Source organism: Candidatus Falkowbacteria bacterium, from assembly GCA_013336275.1.
Taxonomy (GTDB): domain Bacteria; phylum Patescibacteriota; class Patescibacteriia; order Patescibacteriales; family GWE2-39-37; genus JAAXUA01.
Genome location: JAAXUA010000001.1, coordinates 69,137 through 82,686 on the forward strand (window position 1 = coordinate 69,137; position 13,550 = coordinate 82,686).

Genomic DNA, 13,550 nt, shown 5'->3' on the forward strand with positions numbered 1-13,550 from the left:
AGAAATCGAGGGCGACCTGTATCGCTATTACGGCAAGACGGGCATGGCGGCTTTTTTCAAGGCCTATTTCGCTATTCCTGGTTTCAGGTTTTCTTATCGATTGCGGAAGTGCAGCTACTATTTCAAGAACGGCAGCCTGTTGTCCAAACCGCTTTATGCCTGCAATTGGCTTAAGCTGCGCGGGCTTAAGTACAGGTTCGGCTTCGATATCTCCGAAAAGACTGAAATCGGCAAAGGCCTGTATTTGGGGCATTTCGGTGGGGTGGTTATAAATCCAAAAGCCGTAATCGGCAAGAATGTCAGCATCGGCCATGGCGTGACGCTAGGCAAGGTTCAGCGAGGCGCCAAAATCGGATATCCGACCATAGGCGATGGCGCTTGGATCGGGCCGAACGCTGTAATCGTCGGAGGTATAACGGTAGGACGGAATACTTTGATCGGGCCAGGGGCTTATGTCAATTTCGATGTCCCGGAAAACTCGGTCGTTATCGGCAACCCGGGTCAGATAGTCTCCGACAAAGGAGCTTATCCGGATTACGCCTCTAATCTCGTAACTGACTAATATGAAACTGGCCTTATTTTTCACCAATGGCGTATCCTTGAAGACCTGGGAAAAGGTCGGGATGTTCGATCGCGAGGTCAAGCCCTACAACCGCCTGGCCGAGAGCTTCGAAAAGATATATTTCGTGACCTATGGGCAAGAAGACGCGATGTATTCCGGCAAGTTCAAGAGCAATATCGTAATCCTGCCCAAGAAATTGAATATTCCTGATAAGATTTACAGCCTGGTTCTGCCTTGGGTCTACCGCAAGGAGCTTAAGGATGCTGATATCTACAAGACCAATCAGATGCAGGGGGCCTGGTCGGCCATCATCGCTCGCTATCTTTTCGGCAAGAAAGCGGTGGTGCGTTGCGGCTACCAGTGGTCGCAAGCCTCGATCGGTTGGAAAATAGGACCCATCAAAAAAGTCTTGATATATCTGCTAGAGCTCATAAGCTATCGATTGGCTGATAAGGTTTTTGTGACCACTGGTTTAGCTCGGGATTACGCGGTTAAAAGATATAAGTTAAAAGAAGGGAAGATCAAGGTCGTGCCGAATTATATCGATGTCGACCTTTTCAAGCCGCTCGGCTTAGCCAAGCAGCCTCGCAGCATGATTTTTATCGGCCGGCTCGAGAAGGAGAAGAACCTGCTCAATCTTCTTGAGGCTCTGGAGGGGCTGGATGTGGAATTGGATATCTATGGCAAGGGTGTTCTAAGGGAGAAATTGGAGAGCGTGGCTAAGGAGAAGAATCTGCGAGTCAATCTCAAGGGCAACCTGGCCAATAATCTGTTGCCCGAAGAAATCAATCGCCATGAGATATTCATATTGCCTTCATTATATGAAGGCAATCCCAAGGTTCTACTCGAGGCTATGGCTTGCGGTTCGGCGGTGATCGGCGCCAGGGTTCAGGGCATAGAGAACTTGATCGATCATGGACGGAACGGCCTGTTGTGCGAGACGGATTCCGCTTCAATCCGCCAGTCGGTTATCGAAATGCTTGGTGATGAGACGCGGCGACAGCAGATGGGTGCGGAAGCAGCCAAGTTCATTTCGGAAAACAACGCCCTTGATGTCATCCTGAAAAGCGAGCTGACAGAATATAATCTATTATTACAAAAATAAATGGTTTATTTCGACAAAAAAAATAACCGGCTGGTTATGGTCGAGAATCGCGCCGATTCCGATTATTGGGACAGCCATTGGGAAACCAGTCAACTGGAGAATAAGATAAAAGAGGGTTTGAGGAACCGCATCGTCAAGAAAAACACCAAAAGATTCCTGCCGTCCGGCGGCCGCATCATCGAGGGCGGCTGCGGCATCGGCCAGCTGGTCTACGCGCTCGGAGAGTGGGGCTATGATGCTTACGGCGTCGATTATGCCGAAAAGACCATCAAGAAAACCAAGGAGCTGATGCCGGAATTGAAGATCGAAATCCAAGACGTCAAGAAGATGGGTTTTGCGGACAGTTTCTTTGACGGATATTGGTCACTCGGGGTGATCGAGCATTTTTATGACGGCTTCGATGATATAATTTCCGAGGCGGCCAGGGTGGTCAAGCCGGGTGGGTATCTTTTTCTGACTTTCCCGCACATGTCCTTGCTCAGGAAAATCAAGATCAAGTTCGGCGGCTACCGTGCACTGCCGGATATCTTTGAGAAAGAGAGTTTCTATCAGTTCATGCTGGACGGGCGGTCGGTCCAGACCAAAGTCGAGAAACACGGCTTCGAGCTGGTGATGCGGCAGAATTACGGAGCGATCAAGGGCATCAAGGACGAAGTTCCGGCGCTCAAGGTCTTCTTGCAAAAAGTGCATGATGGCAACGATCTCGTCTCGAAAATAATCAGGCGGCTTATCGCCTTGCTGTTCGATCGTTCGGCCGGACACATCACCCTTTTAGTTTTCAAAAGGAAATAAGATTCTTGGAAAATTTTATTGGTAAGCAATCTTCGTTGGTCCGGCTTCCGGCATGGCTTTTCCTGCTTAGACGAGTACGTATGCGCTATAAAAACCATGCCGGAAGCCGGATTAGCTCAGGGGATTATTAAAATATTATAAAATAATATGCCCAAGGTAAGCGTCATCATGAGCGTCTATAACGAAAGCCGGCACCTGTCTCAGGCGATCGAGAGCATTTTGACGCAGGATTTCAGGGATTTTGAGTTTCTGATTTTCAATGACGGCTCGACTGATGACTCGGGAAAGGTGATCAAGCAATACGCCGACAAAGATCAGCGCATAAGATATAGCGAACAGGGAAACATCGGCCTGACCAAGACCCTGAACCGGGCGTTGGCTCAAGCTGAAGGCGAATATATCGCCCGGATGGATGCCGATGACGTTTCGCTTCCTGGAAGGCTCTCCCGCGAGGTCGAATATCTGGACAAACACCCCGAAACCGCCGTTGTTTCCGTCTTTGCCGACGTCATCGATGACCAAGGTGAAAGGATAGGCGAACATCGTCCAGGCCTTTCCGATAAGGAGGTCAGAAGCTTGATCTTGTTTTCCAACCAAATCAACCACCCAGCGGTCATGTTCCGCAAGAGCGTGGTTGGACAGGTGGGCGGCTATGACGAGCGATATACCTATGCCCAAGATCTCGACTTGTGGCTTCGCGTCATGGAGAAGCACCAAGTCTGCAATTTGCCTGAGGTTTTGCTGCTTTGGCGCAAATCCGACAAGGCTCTAGGCGTCAAGCATTATGAAAGGCAGAAATATTTCGCCCGCAAGGCCCGCTTGGCCGCCATCAGGCGCGGGCAGTATCCGGCGTATATGGCCATTGCCGTCTATTGGCTGGACTTGAGGCGATTCGTGCCGGAAGGCGTTAAGAATTTTTTTAAAAAAATAGTATCGAAGTAGCTTTATGAAACTATCAATCATCATCACCTGTTACAACGAAGCCCGGACGATCAGGGAAAATCTGAGCAAGGTTGAAGCCGCCAGCTTGCCCGAAGGCACGGAAAAGGAAATAATCATCGTCGACGATTGTTCGACTGATGGATCGAAGGACATGCTGAAGCCGATCGAGGAGCGCCATCGGGTCATCTATCATGAGAAGAATACCGGCAAGGGCGGAGCGATCCGTACCGGCTTGGCTGTCGCCAGCGGTGATTATATCGTCATCCAGGACGCCGACTTGGAACTCGACCCCAACGATCTCCAATCTTTGATGAAACCCCTCCTCGAAGGCAAGGCTGACCTGGTTTTGGGATCGAGATTTTTGGACCGGCCGATGAATTTTTATAACAAGAGTTATCTGAAGTATTTTTTGGCCAATCGCGGCATCACTACGGCCTTTAATTTCCTATATTTTATCTGGTTGACTGACGTGAACTGCGGCTACAAGATGTTTATCTCTAAGATTGGCAAAAATTTGACATTCGAGGCCAATAGCTTCGATATCGAGGTGGAGATTCTTGCTAAAGTCATTAAAGGCGGTTATCATATTAAAGAGGTTCCGGTGTCTTATAATCCTAGGAATCTGGAAGAAGGCAAGAAAATCAGGCTCAAGCATGCCTTCATGATGCTGAGCCGGATGCTCAAATGCCGATTTAATTAAAACCAATTAGGCTACTATTTATGAAGATTCTAATCACAGGAGGACTGGGTTTCCAGGGATCTCACCTGACCAAGCATTTCTTAGACAAAGGACATGATGTTACGGTCCTGAATACCTACAGCGAACATTCGGAAAACCACTTGGATGCTTTAGCGGCTAAGCCGCGCGTGGTTTGGGGTAGCGTGACGGATAAAGAACTGGTGCGCAAGACGGTTCGCGATCATGATGTTATCTTTCACTTGGCCGCCAATATCAATGTCGATGAATCGATCAAGTTGCCTTACTCCTTCGTGGATGTGAATGTCTACGGCACGATGAATGTGCTGGAGGCGGTCAGGGAATTCGGCGGGCGCTTGATTTACGCCAGCACCTGCGAGGTTTATGGCGTTAACCCGGGGATGGATCTTCTGAACGAGGACGCCCCATTGAAGCCGCACAGCCCATATGCCGCCACCAAGGCCGCCGCTGACCGCCTGTGCTACGCTTATTTCAAGACTTACAATCTGGACGTCGCCGTAGTACGTCCTTTCAATATTTTCGGTGAAGGGCAGAAGGATGGCCAATTCGGCGCCTTGATTCCGATCATGGTCAGGCGCGCTTTGCATGGAGAAAATCTCCAAGTCTTCGGCAGCGGCTCGCAGACCAGGGATTACATGTATATCCAGGATCTGATTTCGGCTTACGACATGGTGATGGAGACGCAGAACTCGGCCGGACAGGTCTACAACTTCGGCACCGGCGTCGAGACCTCGGTCCGCGACATCGCCGAGTATATCGCCAAGAAAATGGGTGTGACCGTCGAATACACCAACTCCCGCCCGGGCGAGGTTTCCCGTTTCTGTGCCGACCTCACCAAAGCCAAGGGCCTGGGATTCACCGCCAAGTTCACCATCTGGGAGGGTATTGATAATTATATCGCTTGGAAGAAAGTCCAGAAGAACAAGGCCTAACCGTTGTCGTCTTATGAAAAAACGGTATCTATTTTCGCTTTTTTTTCTCGCTATAGTTTTCCAATTCTTTTATAGCCTTTATTATCCGGCCAACCAGCCGGATAATCCTTGCCAACTCGGTTCCGAGTATTTTTTGGTCAAGGATCTAGAAAAGATAAAGAACGAATATAATGCCAGCAGCGGCGATCTTTCAAAGACCGATAAATTCTTCAAGACATTCCCGGATTATCGAGTCATCTGCGATTCTATGTCCTACGTGCTCCAGTCAAGGAATTGGCCGGAGTCATACAAAGAGCGCAGCCTGTACGTCGATCACCCGCTTTATGACATTTTCGCCACGCTGATACTCTCTCCTTATCGTCTTTTCGTTGGCGTGCCGAGTTATGCCATCGTCTTCGGTTCGCTGATCGCTGCGAATCTTTTGATGCTTTTCGCGGCTGTGTGGTTTTTCTATGAACTGACGGCAAGATTTTTCAGCAACAAGGTCGCGGCCACCAGTTCGCTGCTTCTGATTTTTTCCCCCTTTGTCCACACGATGGTTACCCAGCCGACCAGTTCGGGTATGATGGAAATTTTTGTCGTAGCCGCCAGCTTGTGGCTGTTTTTCGATTACGCGAAGAAACCGAGTTGGAGAAAGCTAGCGGTGAATTCATTGCTTTTCGGCAGCTTGATGCTCGGGAAGCAGATATTCGCCCTATCGCTATTCTTTATCATCATCGCCCTTAAGCACAAGAAGATTAAAGAAGCGGCAGCCTTCATGTTCCTGCAGTTGGTACCCACTGCCTTGTGGGCCATTTATGTCAAACTCGTTCTCGGAGTAAGTTTTTATTCGGCCAACGTCACCGGTTATGAGCAGGGATCGTGGTTTCTTAAAGTGAAGTATTGGGAGCTTTATAAGATGTCGAATATCGTGCTGAGCGCATTGCCCAACTTTACTATCACGTTGCTGTTCGGTTTCTTGGTTGTTCCTGTGGTCCTCTCGGTTTATGGTGTCTATAAGATGGAAGACAAGAAAAAAGCATTTTATTATTGGACTTTCTTGCTGTCTTTCTTGGCCCTGTTTTTCGCCATGAAATATTATCGCCCGTCGCTTTCTTTCCTGGTTTATCCGGCGATCTATCCGACCGCCGTCTTGGGACTTGCAGAAGTCCGACGCTTGGCAGCCAAGCGTAGCGAACTGGCGGGCAAGGTCATTTATTATGGCATCTTAATCGCATTGATCTTTTTTTCCAGCCTCAATGTCTACAAGCTGGGGGTCTGGGATCTGGTCTTGTAATATAATTAACTAGAATAAAATAATGAGAAGAACATCCGCTAGACAGGTAATCGATTTCTTATCTTTCCCATTCAGGGCGCCGTTGCTCATCGAGGATGATTTTTGGTGCTTTTCCTCGATCATGACGGAGAGATATGATTACGTCGCCCGGGAGGTCAGGGGCAACTGTTTGGACGTCGGCTGCGGCAAGTTCAATAAATTCATCGTGCAATTCCTGGACGGAAAGGGTGTCGGCATCGATGTCTTCAAATATGAAGGGTTGACCGACGAGAATGTCGTGGCCGACCTGACCAGTCTGCCATATCCTGACGGCACCTTTGACAGCGTGACTTTCATCGCCAACATCAACCATGTCCCGCTGCGTGACCGTGACAAGGAGCTGTCAGAGGCTTACCGTTGTTTGGCGCCTGGCGGCAATATCATCATCACTATGGGCAACCCGTTGGCGGAAATTCTGGCGCACAAGGTCGTCCATCTGCGCGACAAGATATTCGGATCGACTTGCGATGTTGATTCGATCAGAGGTATGGATGAGGAAGAGGAATATTATCTTTTGGATAAGGAAATCATCGAAAGGATGGAGAAGGCGGGCTTTACCAAGATCAAGAAAAAATATTTCTTGACCCAGTGGGGCTTAAATCACATGTTCATCGGCTGGAAGTGATTAATCAGTAAAGAGGTTGGCGTATATGGCTGCCCATCGGCTGGCGCAGCTGACAATCGAATATTTTTGAGCGTCGATCCGCGTGGCTTCGCCATAAGTTTGGCGCAGCCTGGCGTTTCGGTAGAGTTCAGACATTGCATCGGCGATGGCGGCTTCACTTTCGGGCGGGATCAGTATCCCGCTTTTTTGATTACTGATCAGTTCGGCGTTAGAAGGGATGTCAGAGGCGACTATTGGCAGACCGGCGGCCATGGCCTCGATCAGGGCCACTGACATGCCTTCGTAGAACGAGGGCGAAATGAAAACATCAAGAGAGGCGAGTAACATCGGAATATCGTTCCGTCTGCCCATGAACGCTATCTGATCAGTTATCCCAAGCTCCTCCGCTTGCAGTTTCAAATTGGCCATCTCTTCGCCGTCGCCGATCAGTAAGACCTTAAGACGGGGAATGCTGCCATTGAGTCTGGCCACCGCAGCCAACAGGGTTCTATGATTGCGTTCGGCCTTGAGCCGGCCGACGTAGCCGACAAGAAAATCATCAGCCGCCAAACCGAGGGTCTGTCTCGCCTCCGGCTTGCCCGGCAAGCTGGTGAACTTTTCCAGATTTATGCCGTTGGGGATGACGGATATTTTTTCCGATGCAATATCAGTCTTGGCCAGATATTTTTCCTTGACCGGAGTGGCGACCGCGACATAGTGGTCGACTAGCGAGCGGGTAATATTTTCGACAAAGAAGAATTTATCATATTTCGGCTGGTCCAATACTGACTCGAGATGGCAGACTATTCTTTTTACTCCGAAAAGGCGGCCGAAAAGGCGGCCGAAAATGTCGGCATGGATCAACCGGGTAGCGACCAGGTCCGGCTTTTCAGTTTTGACTATTCTGCGGAACTTTAAAATCGAGGCAGGGGAGAATTTTTTGCCGCCGCCAAGGCAATAGACCTTGAACCCGGCCGACTCCAGCTTGACGCCGAGCTGTCCCATGTCTGAAAGCGAGCAGACGGCATGATCGAAGCCAGGCAGCTTGGGCAAGGTCTCGGTAAGCATGACTTCCGCACCTCCGATATCGAGGCCGGTAATGAGATGGAGTATCTTAATTCTTGCCATTTTGATAGTATTCTAAGTGCTTTGAACCCATGCGCTCAGCCGTGAAATCATCTTTAGCATAAGCTGCTGGTACCTGAGTTTCGAGCGCAGCGATTTTCTCAAGGAATTCAGCCGCGTTGCCGAGATCGTAAAGGTGGCTTGGACCGACAAGTTCTTCGTTGCCTCCGACCTTGCTGGCCAAGATGTTGACACCAGCGAACATGGCCTCCATCAAGCTTATGGACAGCCCTTCGTAGCGCGAGGGCAGGACGAATAAGTCGAAAGCTTTGACGTAGACACTGGCGTTATCGACTCCTTCGAGAATATGGATATGCTTGCTGAGGTTCAGACGAGTGACAAGTTCCGAATATTTTTCTTTTTCCGGACCAGAGCCGATGATGATGGCGGCTGCATCGGGCCGCATTTTCAGGACTTCTGGGAAAATATCGATGAGGAATTCGTAATTCTTCTGATAGGCCAACCTTCCGATCGAACCGATCAAGTATTTTTGGCCGATCTCCGGGAGGTCAAGCATCTGTGATAGGAGAGTTCTGGCTTCATTCCGTTCAAGGTAGGATAGCGTCTCTGCGGCCAGCCCGTTATGGATAATTTCACCGCCCTTGATGATCCGGTCAGCTGTCAGCTGGTCGCGGTCGGCGCGACAGATGACGATATCGCGATCAATGAATTTTAAGAAAAATTTGAAATACTGGGCGTAAAATGATTTTTTAAGTCGGCTGCCGTAATTTTTGTCCAGCACCGACAGGCCGTGGAAGGTGAAAGCGGTTACTGCTCGGTTGCGAGACAGCTTAGCGCCCATCCCGCCCGCCAGAGCATTGGAGCTGTGGAAGTGGATGACGTCGAAAGCAAATTTGTCCTGCAAGCGCTTGATTTCGTAAATGAATGAGATTATTTTCAGGGGGTTCGAGGTGCGTTCAAGCGACCCCAAGTCCATATGAGGAACGCGACAGCCGTCCAGCTGCTGCCTGAGATATTGTCCTGGGCCGACGGCGACGTTGACATCATGCCCGTGTTTTTTGAATTCTTTAGCCAGATTCAAAACCACGTTCTGTGCGCCTCCGACATCGCCTTTGGTTATGACTAGTAATATCTTCATATCGTTCAGATGCCGGCGCGGCTCAGTATGGTGTAAATGGTCTTCAAGATGATCGAGAGATCGAGATAGATTGAGCGGTTCTTGATGTAAAAGAGGTCGTATTGGAGCTTTTTCATGGTGTCTTCGTAGGAAGGTGAGTGATACTCCCCGGAAATCTGGTCCCAGCCGGTAACGCCTGGCTTGACCAGCATGCGTTCACGGTAGAAAGGGACGATCTTTTCCAGATCGACGACCAATTCCGGGCGTTCAGGCCTCGGGCCGACGAAACTCATTTCGCCCTTGATTATATTCAAAAGCTGTGGCAGCTCGTCAAGCCTGGTGGTCCGCAGGAAAGCGCCTAGGCTGGTGACACGCTTGTCATTTTTGGCCGTCGGGGAAAAATCATTGCCGGTAACGGTCATGGTGCGGAATTTGTAAATCTGGAATGGCTCGCCGTTCTGGCTGAGACGCGTCTGGATGAAGAAAACCGGCCCCTTGCTGCTAAGCTTGATCAGCAGGCCGATCAGCAGCCACAACGGCAAAGTGATGACGAATAGGATGACGCTTAAGATGAAGTCATAAGTCCTTTTGAAGGAGTCGAAGCCGGATTTTCCGCCTTCGCTAAGATTTTCTAAAAACCAAGTGCGATTGATGGCCGTAATCGGGACTTTGCCGGTCACGGTCTCATAAAAGCTTGAGAGGCTGATGAAATTTATCTTCAAAGGAATCAGGGAAAAAAGCGAGTCGCTCAATTCGGTCGATTCATGAGGGTTGGCAGTGAAGATGAGGGTATTGATGTGATATTGCTCGACCATGCTTTTAAGATCGGACGAACTCGGGATGATGGGCGTATCCGTAGCGGCGATGGCTGTCTGTTCCTGATCGTTGACAATGAAGGCGGCGCGATAGCCTAGATGCGGGCTGCGCTTGAGCTCGGCGATCAATTCTTTGACCTGGTCGTTATAACCGATGATGCCGATCTGGTATTTAGGCAGATAGGATTTAAGCGACCAATTATAAAATTGCCGCCAGAGCGAGAACAGGACGACAAATACCAAGCTGTAGATAGCCAGATTGGTCTTAGGGGCGATACTGTTCGGCGGCAGGGTATAAAAGAAAGCGATGGCGATGGCGATTGAAATGGCCAGACTGCGGGTGAGGAGCTGCCAAAAACGGGCGTTATTAACGGCTAGGCGCAGGTCATAAAGGTTCGAGATATAGAAAATCAAAATCCAGCCGGCGAAGACCAGAGTGAAGGGCGGGAAATGATCCTGCCAGAGCTGGGTATTGGGGTTGGCCTGATAGCGGATCAGCAAGGTCAGCCACAGGGTGGCGTAAAGCAAGAAGAGGTCACCCGCAATCAGGATGAATCGTTTGAGATTATTAGTGGGTTTCATGGCTAAACTATACTAATTTTAGAGAGAAATGGCAAGAGCGGACTTGCCTTGATCAGGTTTGATTTTTGGCCCGATTAATGTATAATATATGTATGAATAAATCAGCCAATATTGAATTAAATTGGCCTCTTTTGGGCAATGACCACGTGGTCAGCTTCCTGAGCCGAACCTTAGCCACTGACCAGGTTTCTGGCAGCTATATTTTTGTCGGGCCTGACGACTTGGGCAAGACCACGGTGGCCAGCTATTTTGCCTATAGCCTCCTCTGTCAGAATCGCGGTAAGGGCGGACCTTTGCCCTGCGGCACCTGTCCATCTTGCCGCCAGCACAAGCTTGGCCTGAGCCCTGGAGAAGAAGATTCTTTGGCTAGCATCCACGCCGATCTTCATGTGGTCAAGCGGGAAAAAGACAAGAAGAATCTTTCGATAGATCAGATACGCGAGTTGATAGCTGAGCTGAGCCTGAGTTCTTTTCTGAACTCATACAAGATCGGCATCATCAAGCACGCCGATAGCCTGAGCGAGGAGGCGGGAAACTCGCTTCTCAAAACCTTGGAGGAGCCGCGAGACAAGGTGGTTGTGATTCTGATTGCAACGGAGCTGGCTAACCTGCCGCAGACTATCGTTTCCCGAAGCCAAGTCCTGCGTTTCCGCTCGGTACCCAATGATACGATTTACCAATATCTGATAAAGGAACATAATGCCAGCCGCAGCCAAGCCAAGAATTTGGCCCGCCTCTCTCTCGGCCGCCCGGCCCTAGCCGTCAAATTCTTTGAAGACAAGGAGTTTTATGATTCATATGTCGAGCGCACTCAAGCGCTTCTCGGTTTCTGGCGCTCCGATCTGAACGGCCGCTTTGCTGCCATCGGCGACCTCCTTGGTGCCAAAGCTACGGGGCAGGAGGCAGTCACGCTGTCGCGGCGCATCTTGGAGACCTGGCAGGGTCTGGCTCGCGACCTCATCCTATTTCATGCCGGACAAAAGGACCTGGTCCAGCACGAGATCGTCATGCCCGAGCTTGAAGCGGTCAGCCGCAGCCTGTCTCTGCCGGATATTTTCAAGCTTTTCCAATCGATCAGGAAGGCCGAGGAGTATCTCAAGGCCAATGTCAGCCCCAAGTCGGTCCTGGAGTCAGTCGCCATGGCTGTTTGAGCTGCAACCTCGAAGAATCCATCATTAGATTTTATAAATAAGAAATCAAAATCAACTCAAAATTATCCAACCTTATGAAAAGGCAAACTCGATCAATGATTCTGGGTCTCGCGTTAGTCTTCGTCCTGTCAGGTTGCGGCATCTCTGTCCAGAGCAACAACTCGAACACCGCCTCCGGCATCGATGGAGGCATCTTTCGTACCGACAACAAGGGTGCCAACTGGGTCTCGAAAAGCCTGATGCCGACGATCAGCGGGCGGGCGGGCAGCTTTGCCAGCGTCGATGGCAACATGATCTATTTTGACCCGACCGATCCTAAGACGGTCTATTTCGGCACGGTCGGCGAGGGGCTGCTTTACTCGTATGACCGGGGAGACACTTGGCAGCGCTCGGCCGCCTTAGGCCGCGTTACGGTCAGGGGACTAGTGGTTGATCCGCAGTTCCGTTGCACGATTTATGCCGCAGTGGATAACAAGATACTGAAGACGGTCGATTGCGGCCGCGCCTGGGCGCAGGTTTATTATGACAATGACGTCAGTTTGAAGATATCGGCTCTGGTGATGAATCCGAGTGACAATTCGCTGGTTGCCGGAACTTCTCGCGGCGAGATCATGAAGAGTCTGGATCGCGGCGACAGCTGGCAGGTCATCACCCGCCTCAAGGACAAGGTGGCGGAAATCAAGATCAGTCCTTTCGACAGCAAAGTAATGCTGGTTGCCGGGGAAAAGACCGGCCTGCACCGTTCGATCGTCGGCAGCAGCTCATTGGAGAGCTTGGCCAACAATATGAAGACTTTCGTCAAGGCTAATACTTTCAAGGACCTGACCTTTTCCGGCTCCACTTCTGGTCTGGTCTTTCTGGCCAACGGTTACGGCATCCTGCAATCACCGGACAACGGCACGACTTGGTCGAAGATCAACTTGCTAACTCCTGACGCCAATGCTACTATCAATGCGCTAGCGGTCAGCCCGAAGAATGACAGTGAGATCTATTACGTGACCAATACCACCTTTTATCGCTCGCTTGACGGCGGCAAGAATTGGACCTCGAAAAAGCTGCCGTCTAACCGTGCCGGTGCCGTACTGATGATCGCTCCGGACTTGCCCGCTACTGTCTATATGGCAGTCAAACAGCTGCAGAAAAAGTAAAATCGCGTTGCCGTTCCAGCGCATGCTGGAATCTTATAAGGGTTATGACAGGATTCTGGATCCTGGCATGCGCCGGAACGGCACCTTCGATAATAATTAAATCACTACCATGAACACCTACATCCAAGAAAAACAAGGAGAATTCATCAAGGCCGTTGATTATTTCAAAAAGGAAATCGCTGTGTTGCGCACCGGCCGTGCCAACCCAGGCTTGCTTGATGGCATCATTGCCGAAGCTTACGGCGCCAAAACCCCATTGAACGGCTTGGCCTCGATCAGCGTTTCCGACTCAAGGAGCATGATAGTCTCGCCATGGGACAAGGCCGTGCTGAAAGAAATCGAGAAGGCGATCGTTGAAGCCGACCTAGGGTTGGGCGTAGTCAACGAAGGCGACAAGATCCGCCTGACCGTACCGTCCATGACCGAAGAGAACCGCAAGCACTTGGTCAAGAAGCTGAATGACCAGATGGAAGAAGCTCGCATCGCTCTGCGCAAGATCCGCGAAGAGGCCAAGCAGACCATCGAAGCGGCCGAAGACGCCAAAGACATTTCCGAAGACGATAAATACCGCTTCGTCAGGGAGTTGGACGAGGAAGTGCATCGCCGCAACGAGGAGGTCAAGCAGATCCGCGACAAGAAAGAAGAGGAAATAATGACTATCTAAAGTATAGTTCGAAGCGT

Annotated in this window: 14 protein-coding genes; 11 read left to right on the forward strand and 3 right to left on the reverse strand. The window is 50.3% G+C overall.

All coding sequences use genetic code 11. The annotated features are described in order from the left end of the window. The first annotated feature begins 43 nt into the window (after nt 1-43). From HGA34_00275 to HGA34_00310, 8 genes are all read left to right on the forward strand, one after another. Nucleotides 44-562 (forward strand): serine acetyltransferase, encoded by a 519-nt coding sequence (locus HGA34_00275; GenBank protein NTW21965.1) that lies wholly within the window; start codon nt 44-46, stop codon nt 560-562. Between the two features lies 1 nt (nt 563). Further along, nucleotides 564-1,667 (forward strand): glycosyltransferase family 4 protein, encoded by a 1,104-nt coding sequence (locus tag HGA34_00280; GenBank protein ID NTW21966.1) that lies wholly within the window; start codon nt 564-566, stop codon nt 1,665-1,667. Beyond that, nucleotides 1,668-2,459, forward strand: coding sequence for a class I SAM-dependent methyltransferase (locus HGA34_00285; GenBank protein NTW21967.1), 792 nt, complete (start codon nt 1,668-1,670; stop codon nt 2,457-2,459). It begins immediately after the preceding gene. Between the two features lie 147 nt (nt 2,460-2,606). Next, nucleotides 2,607-3,401, forward strand: coding sequence for a glycosyltransferase (locus HGA34_00290; protein NTW21968.1), 795 nt, complete (start codon nt 2,607-2,609; stop codon nt 3,399-3,401). 4 nt (nt 3,402-3,405) lie between these two features. Next, nucleotides 3,406-4,101 carry a glycosyltransferase family 2 protein gene (locus HGA34_00295; protein ID NTW21969.1) on the forward strand — a complete coding sequence of 232 codons (696 nt, stop codon included), beginning with the start codon at nt 3,406-3,408 and terminating at the stop codon, nt 4,099-4,101. Between the two features lie 20 nt (nt 4,102-4,121). Then, nucleotides 4,122-5,051, forward strand: a complete 930-nt coding sequence (locus tag HGA34_00300; GenBank protein ID NTW21970.1) for an NAD-dependent epimerase/dehydratase family protein — start codon at nt 4,122-4,124, stop codon at nt 5,049-5,051. Nucleotides 5,052-5,064: 13 nt separating this feature from the next. Further along, the gene (locus HGA34_00305; protein ID NTW21971.1) at nt 5,065-6,327 is read left to right on the forward strand and encodes a glycosyltransferase family 39 protein; all 1,263 of its coding nucleotides are present in this window, start codon (nt 5,065-5,067) and stop codon (nt 6,325-6,327) included. 22 nt (nt 6,328-6,349) lie between these two features. Then, a complete protein-coding gene (locus HGA34_00310) occupies nt 6,350-6,991 on the forward strand; it encodes a methyltransferase domain-containing protein (GenBank protein ID NTW21972.1) in 642 nt (213 codons plus the stop codon). Here HGA34_00310 and HGA34_00315 read toward each other — a convergent pair whose 3' ends face one another. Genes HGA34_00315 through HGA34_00325 form a run of 3 tightly spaced genes read right to left on the reverse strand, consistent with a single transcriptional unit; the run spans nt 6,992 to nt 10,570 of the window. Beyond that, nucleotides 6,992-8,098: a glycosyltransferase gene (locus HGA34_00315; protein NTW21973.1), complete on the reverse strand. Its 1,107-nt coding sequence runs from the start codon at nt 8,096-8,098 to the stop codon at nt 6,992-6,994. Next, on the reverse strand, nt 8,085-9,194 hold the full coding sequence (locus HGA34_00320) for a glycosyltransferase family 4 protein (protein NTW21974.1): 1,110 nt from the start codon (nt 9,192-9,194) through the stop codon (nt 8,085-8,087). Before HGA34_00320 ends, HGA34_00315 begins: the two co-directional genes overlap by 14 nt. 5 nt (nt 9,195-9,199) lie before the next feature. Next, nucleotides 9,200-10,570 carry a sugar transferase gene (locus HGA34_00325; protein ID NTW21975.1) on the reverse strand — a complete coding sequence of 457 codons (1,371 nt, stop codon included), beginning with the start codon at nt 10,568-10,570 and terminating at the stop codon, nt 9,200-9,202. 92 nt (nt 10,571-10,662) lie between these two features. On the opposite strand from HGA34_00325, the gene HGA34_00330 reads away from it, so the two are divergent. The 3 genes from HGA34_00330 to frr all read left to right on the forward strand — a co-directional run bounded on the left by HGA34_00330 (nt 10,663) and on the right by frr (nt 13,533). Further along, nucleotides 10,663-11,721, forward strand: a complete 1,059-nt coding sequence (locus tag HGA34_00330) for a DNA polymerase III subunit (protein ID NTW21976.1) — start codon at nt 10,663-10,665, stop codon at nt 11,719-11,721. Nucleotides 11,722-11,795: 74 nt separating this feature from the next. Continuing rightward, on the forward strand, nt 11,796-12,869 hold the full coding sequence (locus HGA34_00335; protein NTW21977.1) for a hypothetical protein: 1,074 nt from the start codon (nt 11,796-11,798) through the stop codon (nt 12,867-12,869). Between the two features lie 109 nt (nt 12,870-12,978). Next, nucleotides 12,979-13,533, forward strand: a complete 555-nt coding sequence (gene frr, locus HGA34_00340) for a ribosome recycling factor (protein NTW21978.1) — start codon at nt 12,979-12,981, stop codon at nt 13,531-13,533. The last annotated feature ends 17 nt before the right edge of the window (nt 13,534-13,550 follow it).